The organism is Comamonas suwonensis (assembly GCF_012844455.2).
In the GTDB taxonomy this organism is placed as follows: Bacteria; Pseudomonadota; Gammaproteobacteria; order Burkholderiales; family Burkholderiaceae_C; genus Comamonas; species Comamonas suwonensis.
Window position 1 is genome coordinate 1 of record NZ_JABBCQ020000023.1, and the last position, 25,043, is coordinate 25,043.

21 protein-coding genes and 2 tRNA genes are annotated in these 25,043 nt (G+C 59.8%); 12 read left to right on the forward strand and 11 right to left on the reverse strand.

Going from position 1 to position 25,043, the window contains the following annotated elements:
* Positions 1–141: 141 nt before the first annotated feature.
* From HF327_RS19710 to HF327_RS19720, 3 genes are all read left to right on the forward strand, one after another.
* Positions 142–855 (forward strand): hypothetical protein, encoded by a 714-nt coding sequence (locus HF327_RS19710; RefSeq protein WP_198462082.1) that lies wholly within the window; start codon positions 142–144, stop codon positions 853–855.
* 245 nt (positions 856–1,100) lie between these two features.
* Positions 1,101–1,206, forward strand: a tRNA-OTHER gene (locus tag HF327_RS19715).
* Positions 1,207–1,322: 116 nt separating this feature from the next.
* A tRNA-Arg gene (locus HF327_RS19720) sits at positions 1,323–1,399 on the forward strand.
* A 70-nt stretch (positions 1,400–1,469) separates the two neighbouring features.
* Here HF327_RS19720 and HF327_RS22215 read toward each other — a convergent pair.
* The 6 genes from HF327_RS22215 to HF327_RS19745 all read right to left on the reverse strand — a co-directional run bounded on the left by HF327_RS22215 (position 1,470) and on the right by HF327_RS19745 (position 8,559).
* Complete coding sequence (locus HF327_RS22215) at positions 1,470–2,234, reverse strand: sensor histidine kinase (RefSeq protein ID WP_236024304.1); 765 nt, start codon at positions 2,232–2,234, stop codon at positions 1,470–1,472.
* Positions 2,186–3,832: a CHASE2 domain-containing protein gene (locus HF327_RS19725; RefSeq protein WP_236024305.1), complete on the reverse strand. Its 1,647-nt coding sequence runs from the start codon at positions 3,830–3,832 to the stop codon at positions 2,186–2,188. The genes HF327_RS22215 and HF327_RS19725 overlap by 49 nt, the downstream gene beginning before the upstream one ends.
* 116 nt (positions 3,833–3,948) lie before the next feature.
* Positions 3,949–5,712 (reverse strand): FecR family protein, encoded by a 1,764-nt coding sequence (locus tag HF327_RS19730; RefSeq protein ID WP_198462083.1) that lies wholly within the window; start codon positions 5,710–5,712, stop codon positions 3,949–3,951.
* Between the two features lie 36 nt (positions 5,713–5,748).
* Positions 5,749–6,462 (reverse strand): response regulator transcription factor, encoded by a 714-nt coding sequence (locus tag HF327_RS19735; protein ID WP_198462084.1) that lies wholly within the window; start codon positions 6,460–6,462, stop codon positions 5,749–5,751.
* An 83-nt stretch (positions 6,463–6,545) separates the two neighbouring features.
* Positions 6,546–7,847: a tryptophan--tRNA ligase gene (locus HF327_RS19740; protein WP_198462085.1), complete on the reverse strand. Its 1,302-nt coding sequence runs from the start codon at positions 7,845–7,847 to the stop codon at positions 6,546–6,548.
* Positions 7,848–7,890: 43 nt separating this feature from the next.
* Positions 7,891–8,559: a site-2 protease family protein gene (locus HF327_RS19745; protein ID WP_198462086.1), complete on the reverse strand. Its 669-nt coding sequence runs from the start codon at positions 8,557–8,559 to the stop codon at positions 7,891–7,893.
* A gap of 231 nt (positions 8,560–8,790) precedes the next feature.
* On the opposite strand from HF327_RS19745, the gene HF327_RS19750 reads away from it, so the two are divergent.
* The gene (locus HF327_RS19750; RefSeq protein WP_198462111.1) at positions 8,791–10,044 is read left to right on the forward strand and encodes a methyl-accepting chemotaxis protein; all 1,254 of its coding nucleotides are present in this window, start codon (positions 8,791–8,793) and stop codon (positions 10,042–10,044) included.
* A 111-nt stretch (positions 10,045–10,155) separates the two neighbouring features.
* On the opposite strand, the gene HF327_RS19755 is transcribed toward HF327_RS19750, so the two are convergent.
* The gene (locus HF327_RS19755) at positions 10,156–10,800 is read right to left on the reverse strand and encodes an L-threonylcarbamoyladenylate synthase (protein WP_099738426.1); all 645 of its coding nucleotides are present in this window, start codon (positions 10,798–10,800) and stop codon (positions 10,156–10,158) included.
* 18 nt (positions 10,801–10,818) lie between these two features.
* Complete coding sequence (locus HF327_RS19760) at positions 10,819–11,721, reverse strand: 3',5'-nucleoside bisphosphate phosphatase (protein ID WP_198462087.1); 903 nt, start codon at positions 11,719–11,721, stop codon at positions 10,819–10,821.
* Positions 11,722–11,925: 204 nt separating this feature from the next.
* Here HF327_RS19760 and HF327_RS19765 point away from each other — a divergent pair, with 204 nt between their 5' ends.
* A complete protein-coding gene (locus tag HF327_RS19765; protein WP_198462088.1) occupies positions 11,926–13,662 on the forward strand; it encodes a methyl-accepting chemotaxis protein in 1,737 nt (578 codons plus the stop codon).
* A 309-nt stretch (positions 13,663–13,971) separates the two neighbouring features.
* Positions 13,972–15,714 (forward strand): methyl-accepting chemotaxis protein, encoded by a 1,743-nt coding sequence (locus tag HF327_RS19770; RefSeq protein ID WP_198462089.1) that lies wholly within the window; start codon positions 13,972–13,974, stop codon positions 15,712–15,714.
* An 81-nt stretch (positions 15,715–15,795) separates the two neighbouring features.
* On the opposite strand, the gene recJ is transcribed toward HF327_RS19770, so the two are convergent.
* Together recJ and HF327_RS19780 are read right to left on the reverse strand one after the other, a co-directional pair.
* Complete coding sequence (recJ, locus tag HF327_RS19775) at positions 15,796–17,535, reverse strand: single-stranded-DNA-specific exonuclease RecJ (protein WP_198462090.1); 1,740 nt, start codon at positions 17,533–17,535, stop codon at positions 15,796–15,798.
* Positions 17,536–17,578: 43 nt separating this feature from the next.
* Positions 17,579–18,550, reverse strand: coding sequence for a phosphoglycerate mutase (locus HF327_RS19780; RefSeq protein WP_198462091.1), 972 nt, complete (start codon positions 18,548–18,550; stop codon positions 17,579–17,581).
* A 128-nt stretch (positions 18,551–18,678) separates the two neighbouring features.
* Between HF327_RS19780 and HF327_RS19785 the strand changes: the two genes are divergently transcribed.
* Both HF327_RS19785 and lolD read left to right on the forward strand, forming a co-directional pair.
* Positions 18,679–19,932 (forward strand): lipoprotein-releasing ABC transporter permease subunit, encoded by a 1,254-nt coding sequence (locus HF327_RS19785; protein ID WP_099739083.1) that lies wholly within the window; start codon positions 18,679–18,681, stop codon positions 19,930–19,932.
* Positions 19,925–20,614 carry a lipoprotein-releasing ABC transporter ATP-binding protein LolD gene (gene lolD, locus HF327_RS19790; RefSeq protein ID WP_198462092.1) on the forward strand — a complete coding sequence of 230 codons (690 nt, stop codon included), beginning with the start codon at positions 19,925–19,927 and terminating at the stop codon, positions 20,612–20,614. Before HF327_RS19785 ends, lolD begins: the two co-directional genes overlap by 8 nt.
* Before the next feature lie 70 nt (positions 20,615–20,684).
* Here the strand turns inward: lolD and HF327_RS19795 are convergent, their stop codons facing one another.
* The gene (locus HF327_RS19795) at positions 20,685–22,109 is read right to left on the reverse strand and encodes a methyl-accepting chemotaxis protein (RefSeq protein ID WP_198462093.1); all 1,425 of its coding nucleotides are present in this window, start codon (positions 22,107–22,109) and stop codon (positions 20,685–20,687) included.
* Between the two features lie 169 nt (positions 22,110–22,278).
* Here HF327_RS19795 and HF327_RS19800 point away from each other — a divergent pair, with 169 nt between their 5' ends.
* The 4 genes from HF327_RS19800 to HF327_RS19815 all read left to right on the forward strand — a co-directional run bounded on the left by HF327_RS19800 (position 22,279) and on the right by HF327_RS19815 (position 25,028).
* Positions 22,279–23,100, forward strand: a complete 822-nt coding sequence (locus HF327_RS19800) for a TatD family hydrolase (protein ID WP_198462094.1) — start codon at positions 22,279–22,281, stop codon at positions 23,098–23,100.
* A 105-nt stretch (positions 23,101–23,205) separates the two neighbouring features.
* Positions 23,206–23,736, forward strand: a complete 531-nt coding sequence (locus tag HF327_RS19805; protein ID WP_198462095.1) for a DNA-deoxyinosine glycosylase — start codon at positions 23,206–23,208, stop codon at positions 23,734–23,736.
* A gap of 15 nt (positions 23,737–23,751) precedes the next feature.
* Positions 23,752–24,606 (forward strand): class I SAM-dependent methyltransferase, encoded by an 855-nt coding sequence (locus HF327_RS19810; RefSeq protein ID WP_198462096.1) that lies wholly within the window; start codon positions 23,752–23,754, stop codon positions 24,604–24,606.
* Positions 24,607–24,674: 68 nt separating this feature from the next.
* On the forward strand, positions 24,675–25,028 hold the full coding sequence (locus HF327_RS19815) for a FlxA-like family protein (RefSeq protein WP_198462097.1): 354 nt from the start codon (positions 24,675–24,677) through the stop codon (positions 25,026–25,028).
* Positions 25,029–25,043 lie beyond the last annotated feature (15 nt).

Consider the following 25,043-nt stretch of genomic DNA (forward strand, 5'->3'; position numbering starts at 1 on the left):
TGTGTAGTCTAGAGATGAGGCGGACAGGGATGATCAGTGCTGGCGAGCATGTGGTTCACAAGTCCCCTTTCTTGACACTTTTTTCCTGTAATTTCGAGTAAATAATTCCTTAGTTGCAAAAAATTACGTTTAGGAGGAAAAATGACCGCTGTCGAATTAGTTGGACTGATCGCGTCAATCGTTTCATTGGTTCTTGCGATCGGTGCAATTTGGCTATCTGTTGTCTTCTTTAATATGTCCAACGAGGCAGCAAAATCTACGACTGAGGCTGCCAAAGGGATTGATGCAAGCGTGAAGCGTCTAGAGAACTTGTTTGACAAGCTCTATTCAGACACTTTCTCCATGATGAAGGACACAGTTTCAGATATGCGGAAACACATATGGAATGGTGATGAGTCGAAGCAAACTGAAAACAAGGAATCTATTCTTGAAGAGGCAGATAAGAAAGCCGAAGAAAAGGTAGCTGAAGTTAAAGAAGCGATGGACAGGCAGCTTGCAGAAATACTAGCTACTCAAAGAGCATCGGACGGAAACCTAAGTGATGTTAAGAGGGCGATGGAACGCCTCTTGGAGAACGCTATTCAGACATCTCGTCAGATCGATAGCGAAGCGAGAGAGGAAACGCTCAGAGGGCACTTACAAATCGAACTACGTAAAGCGTTGAGGCGTAATAAGGTGGTGACAGCAGCAGAACTTGTAGATTCACTATCTGAATTTCCTCGCCATAGAGTGTTAGGTGAGTTACAGAAGATGAAGGCACGTGGTCTGGTGGTTTTTGAAGATGATGCCTTGATGCCGGATTCTGCAATTCGCCTCCCGACTATTCGAGAAAGAACCACGAAGGTTGAGGGCTAACAGTTCATGCAGGCTGACAGTGCTTTGTGGCACGGTTTGGTTTTGGCGTGAGTGTCTGTTTTTCGTAGAGCACAACTTTGCGATTGTTTATTGCAGTCGGGTTAGCAGCGGCATCGCGACGTGTGAGAGCCATAGGAGCGCCAGCCCATTCTGAGCAGAGCAGGTGTTTAGATCACTGCGTTGCTTCTGAAGTGACGACAGACTGTCAACGGTATAGCGGTCTAATGGGCATGCAAAGCGGGTTCAGAGCGTGCTAAGTGGTTGAAGTGATGGATAAAGGTGGATAAAGCGGTCTCGTTGACGATACTCATAATCCTTTGGTCGACAGTTCAAGTCTGTCACGCCCTACCAAATATGTATCAAGCCTGTCATCTTCTTCGATGACAGGCTTTTTCTTTGCTCGATTGCGAAAAAATTGCTGATTTGGTCTGAGAGGCGTTTTTTCACCGCTAGAATACAACCCTGTTGCGGCTGTAGCTCAGCTGGATAGAGTACTTGGCTACGAACCAAGGGGTCGTGGGTTCGATTCCTGCCAGCCGCACCAAAAACGTCTAGCCTCAGAACTGAAAAGTTCTGAGGCTTTTTCGTTTCTGATGCTCAGGTGTGTTCTTGCTTCAGGCCTTGGGGATATGCAGAGTGAACGTGCTGCCATCGCCCAGGCTGCTGCTGATCTGCAGGTTGCCGCCGTGGCGCTGTGCCACGGTGCGCGTAAAGGCCAGGCCCAGGCCCACTCCATCCATGCGCTCATGCTGCCGCAGGCGCTCAAAGGGCTGGCTGAGTGTGGTCAGCGAGGCTTCATCCATGCCGGGGCCGTGATCGCGCACGGCAATGCCCCAGCTCTGTGCGTCTTCCACAATGCTGCATTCGACAATGGAGCCCTGATCGCTGTCCTGCGGCTTGCCGTATTTGATGGCATTGGTCAGCAGGTTGATGACGGCGCGGTGCAGCAGGCCGGGGTCGCCGTGGACACTGGCTTCGGTCTCTGGCAGTTCAAACACCAACTGCACGTTTTGCTGCTGGGCTTGTGTCCAGCAGTCAGAAACGGCTTGATCGGCCAGCAGGCCCAGATCCAGCCGTTCGCTGCGGTAGGTTTGCTCCTGTGCTCTGGCCAAGTGTACAAAATCGTCCGCCAGTTGGAGCGATGACTGAGCGTAGCTTTCAATGCGGGAAAACAAAACCTCTTCAGACTCGATGCGCTTGCTGGTGCGCTGCATCTCCAGCAGCGTGATGATGGAGCCGACTGGCGCGCGTATGTCGTGTGAGATGAATTGCATGGCCTGATCGCGCTGGGCTTGTGCGCTGCGCAGGTCGCTGATATCGACCAGAGTGATCAGCCAGCCGGATGTGGGTGGTGCCTCGAACACCTGGCTGAGCAGCATGAGATAGCGGCCCTGTGTGTCGCGCCCTTCGCTTTGGCGCGGCAGGGTGGCTTTCTGGAGGGCGTTGCGGTTGAGCAGTGGTGCGCTGCTGGCGGGCAGGCTGAGCGATAGTCGTGGCTGGTGGCGTTGTGCAAGCCGGCCAGCAGGGTAATCAAATCATCGCCTTGCTTGAGGCGGGTGCCCAGACTTTCAATGTAGCGGTAGGCGGCGGTGTTCGCCAGCAGCACCATTCCATCGTGGTCACAGACAAAGGTGGCGGATGGTAGCTGGCGCAGGCTTTCGCTCACAAAGTGGTGCAGGGCACGCAGCTGGCGGGAGGCTTGCTCGACGGCGGCAATGCGCTGGTCGAGTGCATCACCTTTGAGAGCGCTGGTGCTGATCACCGGCAGGCCTTGACCTTGCAAGTCTTGCAGTTCCAGCGCCAGAAAGCGGGTGGCGGCTCTCAGGCGTAGCCAGCTCCACAGCGGGTAGGCGAGTGCGAGGCCCAATAGCGCCGCAGCCGGTGCAGTCTGCACATGGCCCCAGCGCGGAGCAAGCCCGGCGATCAGCAGGCTGAGCAGTGCCAGCAGCGCGCTGGCAATCAAACCACCAGAGGGGCCGCCCCATGCCAGCGCGAGCAGGCCCAGCAGCACGGTCAGGAGATTGAGAGCGCGGTTGAGGGAGGGGGAGGCCGCTTCCAGATGCGTATCGAGCAAGATGCCGTTGAGCACATGGCCCAGCATTTCTACATTGGAGATCAGGCGTGCATCAAAGCCGATCGGTGCGGTGAATTTTTCTCCGAGCCCCGTGGCGGTAGCGCCAATCAGCACGTATTTGCCGCGAAACGCTGCGGGGGGAATGTTGCCGCGCAGAACGTCGATATAGGAATAGGTGGTGAATGGAGACTGATGGCTTTGCTGCTTGTCTTGCGCTGCGCTGGCAAAGGCGATGAACCGGGGCTGCAGGCGTTGCCATGTCGTTCCGGGCTTGGCTGGGGGCTGAGTCGTTTCAGTGGGCGGGCAGGGCTGAGTGGTTTCGCCCACGCAGTGCAGGCTCAAAGTCATATGCCACCAGAGCTGGCCGGGTCGCCCTTCTTGTGCGTAAAAGCGGCGCACTACGCCATCGGCATCCATGGGCATTTGCGTGTGGCCCAAGGCTGCGGCCACGCTGGAAAGGCCCTGTAGCGGTGGTGTGGCTTCACCTTGCTCGGCGCGGGTGATGGGCAGAACCACTTTGCCGCTTTTTTGCAGCGAGAGTTGCAGCAGCAGGTCATCACCGGGATAGTCCCAGTCTTCTTCGCTGAAGACGATATCCATTCCAATGGCGCGAGGCTGGCCTTGCTGAATGCGTTCCAGTGCAGCAGAGTGCAGGGCGCGGCGCCAGGGCCAGCGGCCAATGCTGTCAATGCTGTCGTCATCAATGGCGACAATGACGATATCGGCTGATGCGGGGCGCTGGTGCAGCCAGGCCGAGGTGTCTTGAATGATGCCGTTGACGCGCACCAACTGATTGCTGCCGCTGAGCCAGTACGTCAGGCCGAGCAAAAAGGCGCTGAGCAGCAGCCAGCTGAGGCGCAGGTCTTGCAAGCGGCTTTTGCGTGTGGGGGGGGCTTCAGTCATGCCGAGAGTGCGGTGAGGCAGTCATAAAACAATAGCTGGTAGCGATTGTCAAATCACGGTTTAAGGCATGAAACCCATGAAGTTCCATTGAAATCATGGGCTGGAAGCTACTGTTTTTACTGGCGTGTCAGGCGGGAGCCATCGCCAGAGGTCAGGGTCTGGCCCTCGGCCGAAGTGACCCAGTTGCCGGTCTGGAACTGGCGTGCTGGCGAGAAATTGCTGCGCAGGCCGTTGCGGTCTTCCACCTGCATCTGCAGGTAGTAAGCGCCGGCGGGAAGGTCTTGCGTGCCCCATTGGGGTTGAGTTAGCCAGGTGTCGACCACTGGCTTGGCAAAGCTGGGCTCGCTGGCCACGATGATGTGGTAGCGCTGGCCTTCTTCACCGGCCCAGCGAATGTTGCGGCTGCCTTCACCAGCGCTGCCATCCAGTTGCAGGTCTGGCGATTTGGGGGCTTGAGCCAGTGTCATCTTCTGAGGAGCGGCGAAGGGGCCGGCATCCCGTTGACCATTGCTGAGCGTGCGAATGCTGGCAGCGCGCCACTGGTAATCGCCCACGGGCAGTTTGGCCAGGGCATCGGCGGGCAGTGTGCAATCTTTGAGGTCGTTCGCATCAAGCAGAGGTTGTGCGAAGTTGCCAGCGGCATTGGCCACCTGAATGCGATAGGCGGAGGCCTCCGTCACCTTGGTGCATTGCAGGCCGCGCTGGCCCAGACCGACGGTGGCATCCGGTTCGGGCGATTCGTAGTGCGGAGGTACGGGGTGGGCCTTGACGCGCAGAGCCTGCAGGCTGCGAGTGCCGGGAATGCCATTGGTATCAATGGCGCGAATGGCGGCGATGTAGTTGCCGTCTTCTACGCCCGTCAGGCGGGCAGGCGATTGAGTGAACATGCCGCCGCGCACGATCTGGGTGAATTCTTTGTCTTTGGCCAGTTGCACCTGATAGCGCACCGCTCCGGGCATGGTGGGCAGTGGCAGGCTGACCCAGTTGGCGTCTTCTGCCAGTGCGGGCCACGCTGCAATATCAGGCGCTGCCAGCATGGCTGAAGGCTTGCTCAACTGGCCGTTGGCGGATACGGCAAGGCCCTGGCCGGGCTTGAGCAGGACAGAGGGCTGGCCAGCCTGAACGGCGACCGAACCTTCATCCACGGCTGCAGCGGTCTGGCCTGCGGCATCGGTCAGCACCAGAAACTGGGTGCCGCGCACGCTGGTGGAGGCCGCCAGTGTGCGCACTTCAAAGCGGCGCTCACCATTGATCTGCTTGGGCACAGAGGCCTCAACCCTGCCTTCGCGCAGGTCAATGACGGACTGCAAGCTTCCGGCGCGGCCCTTGCGGCGCATCTGGCGCAGCTCTACATCAGACTCTGACTGCACGCGCACCAGCGACCCATCAGCCAGCCGCACCGACACAAAGGCGTTGGCCGGAACCTTGAGCGAGTCACCTTCCTGCAGCAACTGGCCTTTTTGCACAGCTTGCGAAGTGGCACTACCCATATTGGCGGTATCTGCGAGATGGTTCAAAGAGCGTGAGCTGCGTACATCACCCTGCACAAACTCTACCGATGCCGTGGCTGCGCGCAGCAGATGCGTCGGAATTTCAAGTACCGAGCCGGGGCGCAGCTGAAAGGGGTTATCCACGCGATTGTGGCTTTGCAGGGCGGCCCAGTGTGTGCGGTCTCCCAGAAAGCGTGCGGCCAGCATTTCCAGTGTGTCGCCAGCCACCACGCGGTGGGCGATAAAGTCGCCGCCGCGTTGCTTGGGTGTGATCTGGGCGTTGACTGCTTGGGTCCCCATCAGCCCTGCCAATGCCACCCAGAGCGCGCCTGAGCCAAGGCCATATAGCGAGGCATGGGTTGCAAAGCGGGGCAGAGTGCGAATAGGCATGCGGTGAGGGCGAGGTGTGGGGGGTGCTATTAAAAATCAGGCAGCGCTAGGCTCTTCGGCCTCGGCGGTTTCGGGGGCATCCAGGCGGTAGCCATAGCCGTAAATCGCGGAAATGGCATAGGGCTGGCCAGCACGCAGATTAAGCAGATTGCGCAGGCGCGAGACATGGGTGTCCAGTGAGCGCGATTGCACCTCGGCGTTATGACCCCAGACCACTTCACGCAAATGATCGCGCGAGAGCAGGCGGCCCCGGTTCTGGAACAGCGTCAGCGCCAGCGTGTATTCGCGGTGTGTGACTTCTACGGGCTTGCCATCCATCTCAATGCCGTTGGTGGCGGTGAGAAAGCGGTAAGGCCCGAAAGTCAGAACGCTTTGCGCAGCCAGCGGGTAGGCACGGCGCAGCAAGGAAGAGATGCGCGCGCGCAACTCACCCGCCCGGATGGGCTTGATCATGAAATCATCAGCACCGCTGGCCAGGCCTTCAATAATGTCGGCCTCTTCGCTGCGGTGGGTGATGAAGATGATGGGCACATCTTTGCTGATCTGCTCGCGCACCCAGCGCACGACATCGGGGCCTTTGGTGTCAGGCAGTTCCCAGTCGATCAGCAAGAGATCAAAGCTCTCGCGGCGCAACTCTTGCTGCAGCGCTGCGCCTTTGAGGAAGGTGTGGCAACTGTGGCCTGCTTCTGTGGCGACTTGGCGCAACATTTCTAATTGCAAAGGATCGTCATCCAGGGCGGCAATGCGCATTTCTCATCCCTTTCGTGCGAAGGATTGAAGCTCCACTGCCCGGCAATGGGCGCGGGCAGCTCTCTCCAGGATTCGAGGACAGTTTACTGCTCTGCGGCTTCTCGCAACTGCTCAAGCGCCTGAACCACTTGTTCGTCACGGATGCCGTCAAGTGGCTGCAGGCGAGGCTTGATCGCTTCCAGAGCTGCAGCGCCTTCACGCTGCAACTGGGCAATGCTCTGGCCTGCTTCCTTGGGGGCGGTAAAGCCCTGGCTTTGCAGCAGCAGCAGGCCATCGGCGGCCACCAGCTTGAAGTAGAACTGGCCATCCGCTTCGCGGTACTGCTTGAACTGGGGCAGGGCGGCTTTGGTCGTCTTGGCCTTGGCTTTGCTCGTCTGCGCCAGATTGCGAATGCCCACGGCGCTGCGCAGCTGCTGCAGCAAGGGAGTGGCCAGTTTGCGGGCCTTGATGCCACCGGCTTGCAGAATTTCTTCCAGTTCGGCGGGGTGGGCCATCAGGTATTCATAGCGCTCGCGCATGGGGGCGATCTCGCGGTCGATGCGCTCGAACAGAGCCTGCTTGGCATCGCCCCAGGCAATGCCTGCAGCGTATTGCTGGCGCAGGGCCTCGGTTTCTTCGGCGCTGGCAAAGGCCTGATAGATCTGGAACAAGGCCGAGCCTTCGACTTCCTTGGGCTCGCCGGGCGCGCGCGAGTCTGTGGTGATGCCGTTGATCAGCTTTTTGAGCTGCTCACGCGGGGCAAACAGCGGAATCGTGTTGTTGTAGCTCTTGCTCATCTTGCGGCCATCAAGGCCGGGCAAGGTGGCAACGCTTTCTTCCACCACGGCTTCGGGCAGGGAAAAGTATTCGCCGCCGTAGATGTGATTGAAGCTGGAAGCCATGTCGCGCGCCATCTCCAGATGCTGGACCTGATCGCGACCTACGGGCACTTTGTTGGCGTTGAAGACCAAGATGTCTGCGCCCATCAGCACGGGGTACATGAAGAGGCCTGCGGTCACGCCGTCATCAGGCTCGGTGCCCGCAGCGTTGTTTTTGTCTACGGATGCTTTGTAGGCATGGGCGCGGTTGAGCAGGCCTTTGCCGGTCACACAGGTCAGGAACCAGGTCAGCTCGGGAATCTCGGGGATGTCCGACTGGCGGTAGAAGGTGACGTGCTCTGGGTCCAGACCGGCGGCCAGCCAGCTGGCGGCAATCTCGATGGTGGAGCGCTGCACGCGCTCGGGGTCCTGGCACTTGATGAGGGCGTGGTAGTCGGCCAGAAAGTAGAAGTTCTCTACGTTCTTGTTCCGGCTGGCCTCGATGGCGGGGCGCATCATGCCTGCGTAGTTGCCCAGGTGGGGCGTGCCGCTGGGGGTGATGCCGGTCAGGAAACGGGTAGTGCTCATAGGAATCAACAGCAAAAATCGATAGCAGTCTGCCGCGCCTGTGTCAGCGCAGCAAGGCCATGAAGGGGGAGAGGATCAGGTCGATGGCCGAGTAGCCCAGACTCATCAGCGGACGTAACCAGTAGCTGCCGACCACGCCGAGCAGAACCAGGCCCATGACGATGAAAAAGCCATAGGGCTCAACACGGGCCACGGCCTGTGCCTGCTTCCAGGGCAGCAGGCCCACCAGGATGCGGCCGCCATCGAGCGGTGGCAACGGAAAGAGGTTGAAGGCCCACATCACAAGGTTGACCGTGATGCCGGCGCGGCACATCTCCAGAAAGAAGCGCTCGTTCTGCCCCAGTCCGACCAGCAGCACCAATACCAGTGCCCAGAAAATGGCCTGTACAAAGTTGGATGCCGGGCCAGCCAGTGCCACCCAGATCATGTCGCGCTTGGGATTGCGCAACTGGTCAAAGCGCACGGGAACCGGCTTGGCGTAGCCAAACAGAAAAGCCCCCGATGTGGCGAAGTACAGCATCAGCGGCATCAGGATGGTCCCGACGGGGTCGATGTGCTTGATGGGATTGAGTGTGATGCGCCCCATCATAGCAGCGGTGTTGTCGCCAAAATGACGCGCCGCATAGCCGTGCGCCGCCTCATGAATGGTGATGGCGAACAGCACAGGCAGTGCGTAGATTAGGACGGTTTGGATAAGTTGGGTGAGTTCCACCCGGTGATTGTCTCAGACGCCGCGCCTTGGCGCTGTTTCGCTCCCGCACAAGTCAGTTTCCGGCTCTGAAATTCGGGTTGCACATAATTGCCAGATCAAGTAAGTGTTGCAAAATGCAACCCGCATGCAGCTTCAGTTCAGCGCTTGGCCGCTGCTCAGGTCGCATGCGAGGCAGATAAATCCATCAATAACAAAGTGTTCGGCAAAGCAGGGCTGGGCAAGGGGATCAATATGACGGTGAGCAATCGACTGGTGATTGCGTTTGTCAGCATCAGCGTATTTGTGCTGGCGCTGATGGGCATTGCGTGGGTGGCTATGTCTGATGTGTTGTCGGTGCTGCAAGCGGGCTCGCTCACGGTCCAGCAGTCGCAGCAGCTGATGACTGAAGTTCAGCGCTCGCGCTGGTGGTTGCTGGCGCTGGGGGCTTGGGTGTGTATTTCTTGCGCGTGGTCGTGGTTCAGCCTGCGCCGAGGCATTGTGGCGCCTTTGCAAGAAGCGATCTTGATTGCCGAGACCGTTGCTGCTGGTGACCTGAGCAAAGAGTTTTCATCCAGCGCCACCGGTGAGTTCGGCCGCCTGCTGACAGCGTTGAGCACCATGGAAGACACGCTGACTGAGCTGGTGGGGCGCATCAAGCAGTCCACGGATTCGCTGGCTGTATCGGCCTATGAGATTGATGCGGGCAACTCCAATCTCTCCAGCCGCACCGAACAACAGGTCAGCGCGTTGACCGAAACGGCGGCCAGCATGGAGCAGCTCACCGTGACCGTGCGTCAGAACGCCGAACGCGCCCATTCGGCCAGCTCGCTGGCCGTGACGGCATCTGCCACTGCCGGGCGCGGCGGCCAGGTGGTGAGCCAAGTAGTGGACACCATGGATGCCATCAGTGGCAGCTCACGCAAGATTGTGGACATCATTCAGGTGATTGAAGGTATCGCTTTCCAGACCAATATCCTGGCGCTGAACGCAGCCGTGGAAGCCGCCCGCGCCGGGGAGCAAGGCCGTGGTTTTGCCGTGGTGGCCAGTGAGGTGCGCTCTCTGGCAGGGCGCAGTGCGGAGGCGGCCAAACAGATCAAGGAGCTGATTACCGCCAGCGTGGCGCAGGTAGAAAGTGGCTCCGGGTTGGTGGGGCAAGCCGGCAGCACCATGCAGGACATCATGCAGTCCGTAGGCCAGGTGACGGGTTTGCTGGGCGAAATCTCAGGCGCGCTGAAGGAGCAAAGCGAAGGCATTGCCCATGTGAATACGGCCGTGGCGCATATGGACAGTACCAATCAGGAAAACGCAGCGCTGGTCATGCAGGCCACGCAGGCTGCGGCCGCGCTCAATGCCCGCACTCAGGATTTGCAGCAGGCGGTGGGTGCTTTCAAGCTGGATGACGACGATGCAGCCGCGCCCATGCTGTCGCTGCACCCGGTACTGGCGCCTACGGGTCTGCGTGCGTCTGCCTTCTCAAAGCCAGCGCTGGCGTTTGAAGAATACTGATTTCAAGTCAAATAAGCCTGTAGCCCAATATTGGTAATAGCTCAATGCTATCAATATTGGGTGGTGGATGCTGCTGAGCTCAGTCGCTCAGTCGCTCAGTCGCTCAGTCGCTCAGTCGGCTTGAAGGCCTATGTCTTCCAGACTGCCTAAACCCTGGCGCACCACCACGGGCGGATTGTTCAAGGCCATGGGCGTGAGGTCGAGCACGGTGGTCGGCTGCTGCGGGCAGGCCCCGGAATCAACCACGGCGTCGAGCTCATGCGGAAAACGCTCCAGAATCGATTCCGCATCGTTGAGCGGCTCGGTCTCGCCGGGGGCAATCAAGGTTGTGGCCAGCAACGGTTCGCCCAGCTCCTCCAGCAATAGTTGCAGGCCCTTGCGATCAGGCACGCGCAGGCCGATGGTCTTGCGTGAGGGGTGGCTCAGGCGCTTGGGTACTTCCTTGCTGGCTTCCAAAATAAAGGTGTAGGGGCCGGGCGTTGCCAGCTTTAGCAGGCGGTACTGGCGGTTGTCCACCCGGGCATAGTTGGCCAGCTCGGACAGGTCGCGGCACAGCAGTGTGAGATGGTGCTTGTCGTTGATCTGGCGAATGCGGCGCAGCCGGTCTACGGCGTTCTTGTCATCAAGGTGGCAGACCAGGGCGTAGCTCGAATCTGTGGGTACCGCCAGAATGGCGCCCTTGCGCAGCATGTCTGCCGCCTGCTTGATGATGCGGGGCTGAGGGTTCTCTGGATAGACTTCAAAAACGGTGGTCATGCGGGCTTTCGTTGAGATTCAGGCACGCTGAATGCGGTCTTGCAGCAGCTTCCACACAGGGGTGAGCTGGCTGGGCAGGTAGGGAAGTTGCCCCAGGTCGATTTGTGACTCTTCAGGGCTGTGGAAGTCGCTGCCGCGCGATGCGGCGAGATCGAACTCTTTAGCCATCTCGGCATAGGTCACATATTCATGCGGGCGGTGGCTGCCGGTAATCACTTCGACGCCTTGGCCGCCCATCTGCTTGAATTCTGAAAACAGCGCGTATTCCTCAATCGCGCTGAAGTCATATCGCGCCGGGTGGGCAATGACGGCCACGCCGCCGGCGTCCACAATCCAGCGTACGGCATCGCGCAGATTGGCCCAGACATGGGAGACATAGCCGGGTTTGCCTTCGGTCAGATAGCGCCTGAAGACTTCATAGGTGTCGCTGCAAACCCCGGTCTCCACCAGAAAACGTGCAAAGTGGGTGCGCGAGACCAGCTCGGGGTTGCCCGCGTGGCGCAGCGCGCCTTCGTAGGCCCCGGGAATGCCCGCTTCTTCCAGCAGACGCCCCATTTCTCGGGCGCGCGGGCCGCGGCCATTGCGGGTGTCGTACAGGCCCTGTGTCAATTCCGCGTTGTCGGCATCAAAGCCCAGGCCCACGATATGCACGCTGCGGCCTGCGTAGCTGACGGAAATTTCAGTGCCTGTCACATAGTCCAGAGCTGCAGCCTTGGCTGCTGCGGCTGCGCGGTGTTGGCCGCCGACTTCATCGTGATCCGTCAGCGCCCACAGCTCCACCCCTCGCGCAGCGGCACGCTGGGCAAGTTGCTCGGGCGTCAAAGTGCCGTCGGAGACGACAGAGTGGCAGTGGAGATCGGCGTTCAGATAGGTTTTGGGCACGGCTTCATTGTAGGTTGCCGCATTTTCTGTGTTGCCCATCTGGGCTGATACGGCTTTACCCACAAGGTGCTGGAGTGCGGAGTGCTTGATTTGTAACAGTATTTAATATTCTCAGGGCGATGACGATGATACGGGGGACGCCGTTCCGGACTGACGCGGGCGCTGCCAAGCGCTCCTGGCGGTTGGGGTCTGTGCAGTCAGGGGGCTGCCCTTGCTCAAACGTATTGCTTAGATTGGTTTTTCATGAAGTTGAATCAGTTCACTGTGGCCCAAAAGTTGTGGGTGCTGGTGGTTGGCCTGTTGCTTGGCATGTTGGTGGTGAACGCCGGTAGCCTGGTGTATTTGCACAATGTCAACGCCACCATTGCCGACAACGTAGACCGCACTCAGACCGCTGCCACTTTGGCACGTGAGTGGCGCAACCTCACCGAGACCAGCATTGACCGTTCCATCGTTGCGGCCATCTCCAGCGAGGAAAACCTGGTTGCTCAGCAGCGCCAGCTGATGACCCAGGGTATTGAGCGCATCAATACCTTGCAGAAGCAGGTGGCAGAAACCGCTCGCTCCGAGGAGTCGCAAAAGGCGCTGGAAGGCATTGCAGAGCATCGTCGCAAGACGCTGGAAGTCAATGCAGCAGTACAGCAGGCGCGCAGCAACAGTGACTTTGCCGCGACTTACGACCTTGTGGAAAAGAAGCTGCGTCCCACCGCCAAGGCCTATATCGATGCCCAGGAAGCCTTTGTGCGCCTGCAAGAGCAGCACCGAGACCAGGTCAGGAGCAATGGCGAGCGGCTGCGCAGCAACGCCTACTGGGTCAGCGGCAGTGTGTGTGGCTTGCTGGTGTTGGTGGGCTTGGTCATGGCCGTGCTGATCGTGCGCTCCGTAACCCATCCCTTGAACGACGCCGTGGCCTTGGCCAATACCATTGCGGGGGGCGATCTCACTGTCTCTGTCAACGCGGATCGCAATGACGAACTGGGTTTGCTTCTCAAGGCCTTGAACGCCATGACCGAGCGTTTGCGCAGCGTGGTCGGTCAGGTGCGCTCGGGCGTGGAGTCTGTCTCTTCAGCCTCAGGCCAGATTGCGACGGGTAACCAGGATTTGTCAGCACGTACCGAGCAGACGGCCGCCAACCTGGAAGAAACCGCCGCCAGCATGGAAGAGCTGACCGCGACGGTGACGCAATCTGCCGATACGGCCCGCCAGGCCAATCAACTGGCATCGACTGCGGCACAGGCCGCAGAGCAGGGCGGTCAGGTGGTGCAGCGCGTGGTGCAAAGCATGGGTCAGATCACGGACAGCAGCCGCAGAATCGCCGACATCATCGGCGTGATCGATTCCATCGCCTTTCAGACCAATATCCTGGCGCTGAATGCAGCCGTGGAAGCCGCCCGCGCGGGTGAGCAAGGCCGTGGCTTTGCCGTGGTGGCTAGCGAGGTACGAGCCTTGGCCAAGCGCAGCGCCGATGCGGCCAAGGAAATCAAGCAGCTCATCACCACCAGCGTGGACAACGTGCAGTCGGGCTCTCAGCAAGTCGAGCTGGCAGGCAAGAGCATGAGCGAGATCGTGGCCAGCGTGCGTCGCGTCAGTGATCTGATTGGCGAAATCACGGCCTCGTCGACCGAGCAGCGCGACGGTATCAATCAAGTGAATCAGGCTGTCACGAATCTTGATCAGATGACTCAGCAGAACGCGGCGCTGGTGGAAGAGTCCAGTGCGGCGGCCTTGTCCATGCAAGAGCAGGCTCAGCGTCTGGCCGAGGTGGTTTCTGTCTTCAAGCTGGGCCACGAAAACGGCTATGCCAAGGTAGCTGCACCCCAGCGCGCAGCAAGTCGCGCGGTGCCAGCCATGGCCCCCGTCAAGCCGCGTGCAGCAGCGATGGCAACTCAGCCTGCCAGCAAGGTTGCTACGCCCAAGTCTCTGGCTGCCAGCAGCAAGTCCGCAGCAGCGGCTGATGACGGGGACTGGGAAACTTTTTAAGTAGCCGCATCCGCATCCCAAAAGCCCGCAGCGTCTGAAAAGAAGCTGCGGGCTTTTTCATGCCTTCTTTACGAAGTGAGGTGTTGCGGTAAGCGGGAAAGTCCTAATAACAAGAGCTATGCCCAAGATGGAAAGCAGTTGTAACAATTATTAATATTCCGGGGCAGCCTTGAGGAGCTAACTCCGCCTGGCTTGAGAGAGGACGTCAAGGGCCAGGAATTGACCGCCAGAGTCATGCATAAGCCAGCCCAGAGTTCACGATGCGTGACGTACCAGTGTTTGGATTTTCTTGTCTGGATTGGTTGGTTCATGAAGTTGTTTCAATTCACCGTAGCCCAGAAGCTATGGGTGCTGGTGATCGGTCTTTTGGCGAGCATGTTGTTGCTGGTGGCGGGCAGTCTGGCCTATTCCAACCGTGTCAATGAAAGCGTTTTCTCGGCAGTCGTACAGGCACAGACTGCGGCTGATCAAGCCAAAGAATGGCGCATCCTGACGCAGATGAGCATGGACCGCTTTACGGCGGCAGCCATGTCGACTGAGGAAAACCTGGTGGAGCATCAGTACAAGCTGATGGGGAGCCTGATCGCCAGCATTAATGCGCTGCGTGAGAAAGTGCTGGCGCAGGTGCATACCGACGAAGCCAAGAAATTGATGGCTGATGTCAACAAGCACCGCGACACCTTGTTTGCAGCAAACAAGGAGGTCGATCAAGCCCGGCGTGCACGTGATTTCGAGCACTCTCAAAAACTGATTGAAGAGCAGCTCAATCCGGGGGCTCAGAAATATTACGCAGCCCTTGAAGCTTATGTGCAACTGCAGGATCGCTATCGCGTGCAGGCGCTGGAGGATGGAGAAGTCAGCCGAACCAAAGCCTACTGGGTCATTGCCGCAGCCTGCGGCGTGATCATGCTTTTAGGGCTGCTGACCGGTGTGCTCATCATGCGATCCATTACCCGGCCGTTGATGAAGGCGGTTGAATTGGCAGATGCCATTGCAGATGCGGATTTGAGTGTCAGTACAGACCATCAGCGAGATGATGAACTTGGACACCTGCACCGCTCGCTCAACGCCATGGCTGCGCGCTTGCGCAGCGTGGTCGGTCAGGTGCGCTCGGGCGTGGAGTCTGTCTCTTCAGCTTCAGGCCAGATTGCGACGGGTAACCAGGATTTGTCAGCACGCACCGAGCAGACGGCTGCCAATCTTGAAGAAACTGCCGCCAGCATGGAAGAGCTGACCGCGACGGTGACGCAATCTGCCGATACGGCCCGCCAGGCCAATCAACTGGCATCGACTGCGGCACAGGCCGCAGAGCAGGGCGGTCAGGTGGTGCAGCGCGTGGTGCAAAGCATGGGTCAGATCACGGACAGCAGCCGCAGAATCGCCGACATCATCGGCGTGATCGATTCCATCGCCTTTCAGACCAATATCCTGGCGCTGAATGCAGCCGTGGAAGCCGCCCGCGCGGGTGAGCAAGGCCGTGGCTTTGCCGTGGTGGCTAGCGAGGTACGAGCCTTGGCCAAGCGCAGCGCCGATGCGGCCAAGGAAATCAAGCAGCTCATCACCACCAGCGTGGACAACGTGCAGTCGGGCTCTCAGCAAGTCGAGCTGGCAGGCAAGAGCATGAGCGAGATCGTGGCCAGCGTGCGTCGCGTCAGTGATCTGATTGGTGAAATCACCGCCTCGTCGACCGAGCAGCGCGATGGTATCAATCAGGTGAATCAGGCCGTCACGAATCTTGATCAGATGACCCAGCAGAACGCGGCGCTGGTGGAAGAATCCAGTGCAGCGGCCTTGTCCATGCAAGAGCAGGCAGAGCGTCTGGCCGAGGTGGTTTCTGTCTTCAATCTAGGAGCTGTGGCGGTAACTGCTGGGGCACCAGCGCTGGCTCCCGTTCGCATGTCTGCGCCGATCGCCGCGCCGCGCATGGCGGCAGCCAAGGTAGCGAAACCATCGAAACTTCAGGTCGCAGGAGCACCCAAGTTGGCGCCTGCCCTGAAGAAGCCGCAGCCGCTTGCGACGATGGCGAGTGAAGACGACTGGGAGAAGTTTTAAGCGCTGAAAAATTAGCTGCAGAGTCGCCGCAGTGCAGCCGCAGTGCAGCCGCCGTGCAGCGGCTGCATTTTTTTGTCAGCATCAAAATCCCATATTGCCTGCGCCACCTTCAAAGTCCTGAGCGGCTTCCACGAGGAATTGCACTTTGCGCTCGCCGCGCCATTCGTTGATGTCGAGGCGATAGGCCAGTGTGGTACGGGCAGGCAGCGGGTCGGTATGGTTGAACCAGATGGCATCGACTTTGGAGCCGTGGTGCAGCAGCTCCAGCTTCAGGTGTTTTTCGCCGACGAGCCGCTGGGAGGTGATCTCCAGCTCTTCGCTGAAAGTGGGCGCAGCAAAGCCCTGACCCCAAACGGCCAGCTGCATTTGCTCGATGAGTGCAGTGTCCAGCCATTGGGGCGAGAGCGGGCCGTCGGTTTCCAGCCTGCGCATCAGCGTGGCGGCATCCAGCCATTCCTGCGCGACCTGGGCCAGTGCCTGCTCAAAGTCTTTGAAGCGTGTTCTGTCAATCGTGCAGCCTGCCGCCATGGCGTGGCCGCCAAAGCGCAGCACCATGCCGGGGTGGCGTTTACTGACCAGGTCCAGTGCATCGCGCAGATGAAAGCCGGGGATGGATCGGCCTGAGCCCTTGATTTCATGCTCTTTGCCCGGCGCGCCGCTGGCGGCGAATACAAAGCTGGGGCGGTGCAGCTTGTCCTTGATGCGGGAGGCGACCACGCCCACCACGCCTTCGTGAAAGTCGGGGTCAAACACGCTGATGGCGGGCGGCGGTGTCATGCCGTCCTTGAACAGGCCTTCGGCCATCAGCAGCGCTTGCTCGCGCATGCCCACTTCAATCTCGCGGCGTTCGCGGTTGATGCTGTCCAGTATGCGGGCCAGGTTGTCGGCGCGGCTGGCGTCTTCGGTGGTCAGGCATTCGATGCCGATGGTCATGTCGGCCAGGCGGCCTGCGGCGTTGATGCGCGGACCCAGTGCAAAACCAAAGTCGATGGTGCTGGCCATGTCGAAGCGGCGGCCTGACGCTTCAAACAGCGCGCGAATGCCGGGCTGCATGATGCCTCTGCGAATTTGCTTGAGGCCCAGCGCCACCAGTCGGCGGTTATTGGCATCGAGCTTGACCACATCGGCCACGGTGCCCAGTGCCACCAGTGGCAGCAATTGCTCAAGACGGGGCTGGTTGTGGCGATCAAAGCGGCCGCGGCTGCGCAGCTCGGTGCGCAGGGCCAGCAGCACGTAGAACATGACGCCCACGCCCGCCATGGACTTGCTCTCAAACGTGCAGCCAGGCTGGTTGGGGTTGACGATGGCATCGGCCTGAGGAAGGCTGTCGCCGGGCAGGTGGTGGTCGGTGACGACGACGGACAGGCCCAGCTCTTTGGCCACGGCCACGCCTTCTACGCTGGCGATACCGTTGTCCACGGTGATCAGCATGTCGGCGCCGGTTTCTTTGACGCGGCGGGAGATGGGGGTGGTAAGACCGTAGCCATCGACCACGCGGTCGGGCACGAGGTAGTCCACATGCTGCGCGCCCAGCAGGCGCAGGCCACGCATACCCACGGCGCAGGCGGTAGCGCCATCACAGTCATAGTCGGCCACGATGCACAGGCGCTTTTGCTGGGCAATGGCATCGGCCAGCAGCTGCACAGCGTGGTCTATGCCGCGCAGGCCGGATGGTGCCAGCAGCAAGGCCGGTGCGTCATCGAGCTCATCGGCAGAGCAGACGCCACGCGCGGCGTAGAGCTGGGCCAGCAGCGGGTGAATCTGGGCCTGCAGCAGGGTCGATACGCTGTCGCTGGGAATGATGCGGGGCGTGATCTTCATGGCTGAGCGGCCTTGACCTGTAGGGTGATGTGAGATTTTATTTTCATAGCATCTCTCGCAGGTCTGGTAAGCGCTTGGTGCCAAAAAGACTTTTTATTTTGTCCGCGAAGCTGCGTGGCTGGCTTTGCCATTGCACGGCATTGCGCTCGCCGCAGAGAGTGAGCTTGATGGGCTCGCCCTTGGCGGCGCGTTGCTGCAGGTTGGCGATCAGGCCACTGTCCAGCGCTTGCCAGGCTTTTTGCCAGCTTTGCACATCGCTTTGCAGGGTGGCGTGGCGCAGGTCATCAATGCAGACCGCCTGTGGTTTGGCCACGGGCAAGCTGGGCAGACTGCCTGTGCCATGCACCCAGAAAGAGTTGATGGGGGGCAGGCGGCGCTCGGCACGCTGGTCGTTAAAGACATTGGTGTAGAGCAGCATTTGCAGCTCGGTCTGCAGGCGCTGAATGATGGCACCCTGAATCGGGTTGGGCATCCAGGGGCGGACATCACGGCCCAGGGCGCGGTCCATGGAGGCGGTGGCCAAGTCCTTGAAAGCTGCGCCGCGCGCCAGCCAGAGGTCAGGGCGCAGATATTCCAGTGTGATTCCGTCATCACTGAACCACGGCGCAATCAGCGCCAGTAACTGGCGGGATTCGTCTTCGCTCAGCGGCGCGTTGGCGGGATCGGTCTGGTGCACCTGATCGGGTGTGATATGCCAGTGGCAGGGGGTGATGAAGGCACAGGGCTGTGTAGTCTCGCCCGATGCCAGTGCGGCCCACGGGATCAGACCCGGTGCGTCGGGGAGTTGCATGGCGCGGGCCAGTGCTCGCTCGTGTGGGGGCGAGAAATCCATCTCGTCGCCTTGCACCACCGTGGTGGGCATCAGCGTTGCCAGCAGGGCTTGGAGGTGGGGGAGTTGCAGGCCGTCCCAGGCTTTGGGAATGTCGGCAGGGCCGCTGGCGTAGGCAACAATGATTTCAGAGGTGCCTGTGCCCAGGGCGTGGGCAGCAGGTAGCAAAGGCGCGGTCAAAGACATGCTGGCTATTGTCGTGCATGACACGCTGTGTATGCCCTGGCAAGGGCTGGAAGGCAGCACTGGTAAAAATTTGCACAAGGCTGGCGCAGACTGCGGGGCATCCCGGGCAATGCCACAATGCGGTCAACATGCAATTTCCCTACGAACTGGCCGTGGGCTGGCGCTACACCCGTGCAGGGCGCGCTACACGCCGCAATGGCTTCATCTCCTTTATCTCGGGTGTTTCCATGCTTGGCATTGCGCTGGGCGTGGCGGCGCTGATTATTGTGCTGAGTGTGATGAACGGCTTCCAGAAGGAAGTACGCGACCGCATGCTCAGCGTTGTCTCCCATGTGGAAATCTACGCCCCGCAAGGCGCACCTTTGCCCGATGTGGAGCGCACCATGCGCGAGGCACGTTCAAATAAAGACGTGATTGGTGCTGCACCTTTTGTAGCGGCTCAGGCACTGCTGGCGCGCGGTGAAGATATGAAAGGGGCCTTGGTGCGCGGTATTGACCCAGCGCGCGAAGGCGAAGTCACCGATCTGGCTGCAACCAGCGGCGAGGTGCTCAAGCGCCTGATCCCCGGTGAATTCAAGGTGGTGCTGGGCATTGAGCTGGCCCGCTCGCTGGGTGTGATTGAGGGCGATGTCATCACGATGATTGCCCCGAGCGGTCAGGTCACGCCTGCCGGTGTGCTGCCGCGCATGAAACAGATGACGGTGGCTGGCACGTTTGATTCGGGCCACTACGAATACGACTCGGCGCTGGTGATGATGCATTACGAAGATGCGCAGCGCCTCTTCCGCCTGGAAGGCCCGACCGGCATTCGCCTCAAGCTCAAGGACTTGCACGAAGCCCCGCGAGTGGCGCATGAGCTCGCCGATACGCTGAGCGACCGCCTGTTCATCCGCGACTGGACGCAGCAGAACAAAACCTGGTTTGCCGCCGTACAGCTTGAAAAACGCATGATGTTCATCATCCTCACGCTGATCGTGGCGGTGGCGGCGTTCAACCTGGTGTCCACGCTGGTGATGAGCGTGCAGGACAAGCGCGCCGACATTGCCATCCTGCGCACGCTGGGCGCTTCGCCCTCGTCCATCATGGGCATCTTTATGGTTCAGGGTGCCATGGTGGGCGTGATTGGAACGCTGGCCGGTCTGGTGCTGGGTCTGGGCATTGCGTTCAATATTGACGTGATCGTGCCTGCGATTGAGCAGGCGCTGCATGCCAATTTCCTGCCCAAGGACATTTATCTCATCAGCAAGATGCCTAGCGAGCCGCAGTCGACAGACATCGTGCCGATTGCCGTGATTTCTCTGATTCTTTCTTTTGTGGCCACGATTTACCCCAGCTGGCGCGCCAGCCGCGTGAACCCTGCGGAGGCACTGCGCTATGAATAATATTGTGATGGGGCAGACGGTGCTTGAAGCGCGGGGCCTGACCAAGCGCTTTGCCGAAGGCAAGCTGGATGTGACGGTGCTGCAGGGCGTGGATTTGCAGGTCAAGGCCGGCGAAACGCTGGCCGTGGTGGGCGCGTCGGGCTCGGGCAAGAGTACCTTGCTGCACCTGATGGGTGGTCTGGATGCCCCGACGACTGGCAGCGTCAGTCTGATGGGCCAGCCCTTGAACCAGCTCAGCCCACAAAAGCAAGGCACGCTGCGCAATCAGCACTTGGGTTTCATCTACCAGTTCCACCACCTGCTGGCCGAATTTACGGCGCAGGAGAACGTGGCCATGCCGCTGCGCATTCGCCGCGATGCCAAGGATGACTGCATGGAGCGTGCCGCCGAGATGCTGCGCGCTGTGGGCCTGGGCGACCGCCTAACGCACCGCCCTGCCGAACTCTCGGGCGGTGAGCGCCAGCGCGTGGCCATTGCACGTGCGCTGGTCACCCGCCCCGCCTGCGTGCTGGCCGATGAACCCACGGGCAACCTGGACCGCGGCACGGCAGACACCGTGTTTGCGCTGATGCTGGAGCTGGCACGCAACAACGGCACGGCCTTTGTGATGGTCACCCATGACGAAGCACTGGCGGCCCGCTGCGACCGCATGGTGAGACTGGGTCTTGGCCAGCTAGGCTGACAGCCGTTGCATGAACAAAAGGCCCGGAGATTTCGGGCCTTTTTTGATGAAAAAGGCGTGCAGCCTTTATTCAATAAGCAGTAGCAGCTGCGTTTTTTATAGCGATATGGGCTTGCGCACGTGCCAATTGACTGTTCGGTAGCGATGCATGGGCGCGTTCTGTGCGCTGATTGCCAGAAGCATCCTGCGCTGTCAGGTCGTCCGTCACTTCACGCAGTCTGGCCGACTGGGCCAGTGATGACTGAACCACTTCGCCCATGATCTGCGTGACCTGACGCGATGAGGTGACGATCTCGGCCATGGTGGTGCCTGCCTCACGCACCTGAGTTACTCCTTGCGTCACTTGATTGACCGATGCCTGAATCAGCTGCTTGATTTCCTTGGCCGCTTCTGCGCTGTGCTGGGCCAGTTGGCGCACCTCATTGGCCACCACGGCAAAGCCGCGCCCCTGATCACCAGCGCGCGCTGCCTCTACCGCTGCATTGAGCGCCAGCAGATTGGTCTGGAAGGCGATGGAGTCCATCATGCCGATGATGTCGCTGATCTTGCGTGAGCTGGCGCTGATGGATTCCATGGTCGTGACCACCTCTTGCACGGTGCGGCCACCGGCCTCGGCCACGCTGCAGGCGTCTTGTGCCAGCTCGTTGGCTTGGCGTGCATGGTTGGCACTTTCCGTCAGACCTTCCACCGTGGCGCGCAAGGTGTGCGCCGCCGTCACGCGCTGCGTGATGTTGGTGGCAAATTTGACGACTTTGAAAGGGCGTCCTTCAGCGTCCAGAATCGGGTTGTAGCTGGCTTCAATCCATACTTGGCGGCCATTCTTGCCTATGCGCAGGTACTGCCCTGCATCGTTGTGCCCCATGCCCAGCTTTTGCCAGAAGTGGTGGTAGGCTAGGCTCTGGCCCTCATGCGGCGGAACAAACATGCGGTGGTGCTTGCCCACGACCTCTTGAAGGTGGTAGCCCATCGTCTGTAAAAACAGGTCATTGGCCGTGATGATGGTTCCATCCAGATCAAACTCAATGATGGCCTGCACTTTGGCAATCGCTTCCAGCTGGCCGCGTGCATCGTCTTCGTTTTGCTGCTGCTCGGTAATGTCCGTGGCGTATTTGATGACTTTGCGAGGCTTGCCCTGGCTGTCCAGAATCGGGTTGTAGCTGGCTTGCAGCCACACATCCTGCCCCTGACTGTTGATGCGGCGGTAGCGCCCGCTGTCATGCACGCCAGCGGCCAGTCGCTGCCAGAACTGTGCGTATTCGGCGGATTCACGGGTTTCCTCATCCACAAATATGCGGTGGTGCTGGCCGATGATCTGCTCGGCGTCATAGCCCATGGTGCGCAGAAAGTTTTCGTTGGCTGACAGCACATGGCCTTGCAGATCAAACTCGATCACAGCCTGCACCTGATCAAGCGCGGCCAGCTTGCTTTGCATGTCATTGCGCTGCTGGTTTCGGCCCAGTCGTTGCCAGAGCGTGCCTTGCAGAAGTCCTGTCATAACGTGATCCTTTGGCCAGTCGCAGAGTGCAGAGGGTGAGGTTGCCTAATGTTTTATTTGTTTCAATGTGTTTCGTGTAGGACAAAATTGGATGTTGCCTGTGGGTTTACACCGACTCGCTTGAAGTGGCATTGCAACGCAGTCGCAAGAGCCGGTGCATGATGCGCAAATGCCGACCTGGATAGATACCCACTGCCACCTGGACGCCGCCGAATTCGCGCCCGACCGCGATGCCGTGCGCGCTGCCGCCAGCGTTGCGGGTGTGAAGCATCTGATGATTCCTGCTGTGCAGCGCAGCCACTGGCAGGAGGTGATTGCGCTGGCGCACCGACATGGTGATAGCTATGCGCTGGGCATACACCCGCTATTTACGCCGGGCGCAGATGAGTCCGATATTGCAGCGCTGCGCGAGTTGCTGATGCAGCAGCGTGATGACCCGCACCTGGTGGCTGTGGGCGAGATCGGGCTGGATTTTTTTGTTCCGGGTCTGGATGCGGACCGGCAGATCTGGTTTTACGAGCAGCAAATCAAGCTGGCACGCGAGTTTGATTTACCCGTCATCTTGCATGTGCGCAAAAGCAGCGACCGCCTGCTCAAGACCCTGCGAGCGAACAAGGTGGTGGGTGGCATTGCCCATGCTTTCAACGGCAGTGCCCAGCAGGCGCAGGCATTTATCGACTTGGGCTTCAAACTGGGCTTTGGCGGTGCTGTGACTTATGACAGAGCGCTCAAACTGCGCGAAATGGCTGCCAGCCTGCCGCTGGATGCACTGGTGCTGGAAACCGATGCGCCTGATATTCCACCGCACTGGCTCTACACCACGGCAGAGCAGCGCATTGCCGGCCAGCTGCAAGGCCCTAACAGCCCGGCGGAGCTGCCGCGCATTGCTGCGGAAGTGGCGCATCTGCGCGGCATCAGCGTTGCTGAGTTGGCGCAGGCCAGTACGGCCAATGCACGCTCGGCGCTCAAAGGTCTGCCTGCGCTGGCATAGTTCAAGCCAAAACAAGGCTTGGCCCTTACAGATCAATCGCTAGCCGCTCATCTTTTGAATAGCAGTGCGCAGCGCACGCTGATGGTGGCTGGGCGACAATAAGGCATGACTGAGGATTCTTCTGCAAGCCAGACTGGCGCGCGCTGGCAGGGGCTGGCTGCGGTGGCCGATGCGCGCACGCGTGCGCTGGTGCTGGGCAGCTTCCCCGGGCTGAAATCGCTGCAGCAGCAGCAGTATTACGCCCATCCGCAGAACCAGCTCTGGCCGCTTCTCCAGGCCTTGTGGCCGCAATATGCACAGCCGCCACGTGATGACTATGCGGGCCGCTGTGAATGGCTGCTGGCACGCGGGCTGGGCCTGTGGGATGTGTACGCCAGCTGCGAGCGAGAAGGCAGTCTGGATAGCGCGATTCGTGCCGCTCAGGTCAACGACTTTGCAGGCCTGCGTCAGCGCTGCCCGGATTTGACACTGGCATTGCACAACGGCGCAGAGAGCTACAAGCACGCGCGCCAGACCGAGGCGCTGGGGCTGACGGCTCTGAAGCTGCCATCTACCAGTCCGGCGCATGCCAGCTGGTCATTCGATAAAAAACTGCAGGCCTGGCGCGACGCGCTGGCGGCCCATGGACTGCTTTGAAGATTGGTGTGAAACGTGATTCGTAAAACCCGTGGCGGCGCCAAGCCCGCGCAAGACAAAAATGCTGCCGGCGTGCAGGAACTGCCCGAAGTCAGTGTCTCTGACGACGGCGATGTGCGCTATCTGCATCTGGGCACGCCCTGGGTGCAGGGCTCCATGCGCATCCGTGACCCGTTTGATATCGATCTGGAATATGTGCAGCGCATGATGGGCTGGCTGCTGTTCACCGACCCGGCAAGCGTGCCTGAAAAGCACGCCATGCAGCTGGGTTTGGGCGCGGCGGCCATTACCAAGTTCTGCCACAAAAAGTTGCGCATGAAGACCACGGCCATTGAGCTGAACCCGCAGGTGCTGGCCGTGTGCCGCAGCTGGTTCAAACTGCCGCCCGACAGCAGCACTTTGAAGGTGGTACTGGCCGATGCCGCGCTGGAGATCCAAAAGAGCGAATGGCATGGCACCGTAGACGCGCTGGCCGTGGACTTGTATGACCACGAGGCCGCAGCCCCAGTGCTCGATAGTGCTGAGTTCTATGCCGATTGCCGCAATTTGCTGACTGAAGACGGCATCATGACGGTTAACCTGTTCGGTCGCTCGTCGAGTTTTGACAAGAGTCTGGACCAGATGGCGCAGGCTTTTGGTGAAGATTCGCTCTGGGCTTTTCGCCCAACGCGTGAGGGCAACACCGTGGTGCTGGCCCAGCGCACGCCGCGCATGCTGGATAGCGCAGAGCTGGAAGCGGCCTGCGATCAGGTTCAGGCCCGCTGGGACCTGCCAACCCTGCGCTGGTCCAAAGTGTTTGTGACTGCACGCGATGCAGAGGCCGGAAGCAAGTCCGTCAAGGCCAAGCTCAGTCGGGTCAAAGAGGGCTGATTGCAAAGCCTGAGTAAAGCTGGAATGCAAGGGGTTGAGTCGAGCGGATTTCTGCCGATCATTGAAGGATGACGATCAGTGCCATCTCTTCCAGTTCCTCCAGTTCCGTTTCTTCGGGGGCGAGTGCGGCATCGCGTATCCAGCAGCTGCAAAAGCAGCTCAAGGAAGCGAACAACGAACTCAAACAGCTTGCCAATAGCGACTCTGATGCTGAAACCAAGCAGAAGACGTTGCAACTGCTGCAGGCCAAGATCCAGATGCTGCAGGCACAGATAGAAGCCTTGCAGAATCAACAGACGCTGGAGGCGCAGAAGTCTGCGCAGCGCGGGCTGGAGCCAATCAAGCCGACGCAGGATGTGCAGCCTCAGAGCAAAGGCCGGAGCGATGGCAGTCTTGGCAGTCTGCTTGACGAGTACGCCTGAGCTGAATCAGAGAAG